Source organism: Syntrophorhabdaceae bacterium (genome assembly GCA_028698615.1).
Taxonomy (GTDB): domain Bacteria; phylum Desulfobacterota; class Syntrophorhabdia; order Syntrophorhabdales; family Syntrophorhabdaceae; genus Delta-02.
Genome location: JAQVWF010000114.1, coordinates 1 through 3,003 on the forward strand (window position 1 = coordinate 1; position 3,003 = coordinate 3,003).

Sequence of the window (3,003 nt, forward strand, 5' to 3'; positions counted from 1 at the left end):
GACAAAGAAGTATTTTTATGTCTTAAGGCCGGTCCTTGCCGCTATGTGGATAGAACGGGACCTTGGCGCCCCGCCTACCGAATTCGCGAAGCTCGTCGATGCCATTCTGCCCGCCGGAAAGGTCCGCAGAGAGATCGATGCCCTCGTCGCCGCCAAAAAGGCAGGGCAGGAACTCCGGAAAGGGCCCAGAAACGAGATCATCTCCACATTCCTTATGGAGCAGATCGAGAGGCTGGACGGGAAGGGGATGCGGCCCTCCGAGACGAGGGACCCCGCTGGACTTGACCGGATATTCATGGACATCCTGGTCGAGGTGAACGGAAACGGTATCAGGCAGGAAGAGGGGAGCTCGGAGACGGTGTATCAGAACAATGTCTCGTTATCGGGGTAAAATGTTTTGTTTTTTGAGTGACCGTTACGGTACAATTGCATTATTCATTAATTAGAAAAGGACTAATCAGGCATGCCGACTCTGTCCTGGCTTACCAGAGAAACCGATCTGCAGCTTTCACAAAGCGCCCCGTATCGTCTCCTTGATGCCGTACCAGAATTATCCTTCGGCGATCCCGCCACCGGAAACATGCTTATTCAGGGAGATAATCTGGACGCGCTTAAGGCGCTTCTTCCCTATTATGCCGGCCAGGTGAAATGCATCTATATTGACCCGCCTTACAACACCAAAAGTGCCTTCGAGCATTATGATGACAACCTTGAACATGCCAAGTGGCTTTCGATGATGTACCCCCGTCTCGAACTTCTGAGAGAACTTCTTGCTCAGGATGGAAGCATCTGGGTTTCTATTGATGATAATGAAGGTCATTATTTAAAAGTGATCATGGATGAGATATTTGGAAGGAAGAATTTCATAGCCAATGTGCTCTGGCAAAAACGAACGTCCCCGGATGCCCGATTAATGCTCGGGGCGGCTCACGATCATATTTTCGTTTATGGTAAGGCCGGAGGAACACCCAGATTAAATAAATTGAGCACAATACAAAAAAACACATCTGCATATAAAAACCCGGACAATGATCCAAGAGGCCCATGGGTCTCAACGGATTTTACCGCTCAGGGATGGCGGCCGAATCAAATGTATTCTATCACAACGCCGGGAGGTGTCACCTACGAGCCACCCGGCGGCAGGTGCTGGGTGAATATAGAAACCGAGTTTATACGACTGCAGGGCGAAGGTAGAATTTGGTTTGGGAGCAAAGGGTGCTCGCGGCCTCGAATAAAGAACTTTCTGTCCGAACAGCGAGGTGTCAGCGTATGGTCTTGGTGGTCAAATGACGAAGTCGGTCATAATCAAGAATCAAAGAAAGAGATTATTCAACTGTTCAGTACCGATGATGCTTTTGACACTCCCAAACCTGAAAGGTTGCTCAGAAGAATTATTGAAATAGCAAGCAACCCTGGGGACCTTATTTTAGACTCCTTCGTCGGTTCCGGAACCACTGCTGCGGTGGCCCATAAGATGGGCCGACGTTACATCGGTATCGAGATGGGCGAGCACGCCGCCACCCATTGTTCACCTCGTTTGCGAAAAGTCATCGAAGGAGAGCAGGGCGGTATCTCCAAGGCGGTAAACTGGCAGGGTGGCGGAGGATTCCGCTTTTACCGGCTGGGGGAGGCTGTGTTCGATGAGGCCGGCCGGATCAATCAGGATATCCGGTTTGGGACCCTGGCAGCCCATGTCTGGTTCTGTGAAACTAAAATCCCACTTCTCAAGGAAAGCGATATCCCACTTCTTGGCATTCATAACGATACCGCTTATTATCTCCTTTTCAACGGGATCTTGGGCGACAGGCGGCCCGAAGGCGGCAATGTCCTGACAAGAAGGGTTCTTAAAGGGTTGCCACCGCATGACGGACCCAAGGTTATATACGGTGAGCTTTCCCGTCTTCCCGCGGAAAAGCTCAGGATGGAAAAGATAACATTCAAACAGATACCTTACGACGTAAAGGCGCGATGAATATGTTCGAACTGAAGACATATCAGAAAAAGTCCCTCGAAATGCTTGAGAAATACCTTGAAGCCGCGCGGGTCCAGGGAGCAAAAGCGGCCTTTGAAGACCTGACCGAACATAAACAGAAATATAAAATTGTGGATGGGCTGGAAGATGTGCCTTACATATGCCTCCGGCTTCCCACGGGCGGCGGAAAGACTATCCTTGCCTCCCACTCCATAAGGGTGGCAGCCAGGGCATATCTGGAACAGGATTTCCCGGTAGTGCTCTGGCTCGTTCCAACGAATACCATCCGCCAGCAGACCCGTGACGCCCTGAAAGATCCCGGGCATCATTATCGCCGGGCACTCGACGACGCTTTTGATGGAAGGGTGGTTGTGTACGATATCGGCGAGGTCGAGCAGATCCGGCCCCAGGACCTGACTGAAAAAGTGTGTATAGTTGTCGGAACCCTTGCCACTTTGAGAGTAGACAAGACCGAGGGCCGGCGCGTTTATGCACACAACGAAAACTTCGAACCCCATTTTTCCCGTGTTCCGGGCAATATGCCAGGGGTTGAGAGAATGGAGGATGGCCCCGATCGGGGACAGATCAAGTTCTCCTTCGCAAATCTTCTTCACCTCCACAATCCCCTTATTATCATGGATGAGGCCCATAATGCCCGGACCCCTTTGACATTTGAGGCATTGGGAAGGGTAAGCCCGGCGTGCGTGATAGAATTTACGGCAACGCCTCTGAGAGATATCCGGGGAAGCAATATTTTGTATCAGGTCTCCGCTTCGGAACTCAAGGCGGAGGACATGATCAAGCTTCCGATCATGCTTACAGAACACAAGAACTGGGAACAAGCCCTTTCAAGTACGATATTGACCCGGCAAAAGCTGGAAGAGATAGCCAAAAAAGACCCCGATTTCATCCGCCCGATCGCCCTTATCCAGGCCGAAAGCAAGGACCGGGAAATTACTGTCGAAGTTATCCGGAAACATCTGATAGACAATGAAAAGATAGACCCCGAAAGGATAGCCATTGCAACAGGA

The 3,003-nt window shown here is 50.8% G+C and carries 3 protein-coding genes; all 3 read left to right on the forward strand.

From position 1 onward, the window contains the following. A partial coding sequence (locus PHC90_14925; protein MDD3847640.1) for a nucleotidyltransferase domain-containing protein occupies positions 1–391 on the forward strand: 391 nt, incomplete at its 5' end. A gap of 72 nt (positions 392–463) precedes the next feature. Continuing rightward, the gene (locus PHC90_14930) at positions 464–1,972 is read left to right on the forward strand and encodes a site-specific DNA-methyltransferase (protein ID MDD3847641.1); all 1,509 of its coding nucleotides are present in this window, start codon (positions 464–466) and stop codon (positions 1,970–1,972) included. A gap of 2 nt (positions 1,973–1,974) precedes the next feature. Further along, on the forward strand, positions 1,975–3,003 hold a 1,029-nt coding region (locus PHC90_14935), incomplete at its 3' end, for a DEAD/DEAH box helicase family protein (GenBank protein ID MDD3847642.1).

Excerpts from the sequence above, each read along its gene's own strand:
- PHC90_14930 (MDD3847641.1), top strand. The coding sequence starts at position 464 with ATGCCGACTCTGTCCTGGCTTACCAGAGAAACCGATCTGCAGCTTTCA.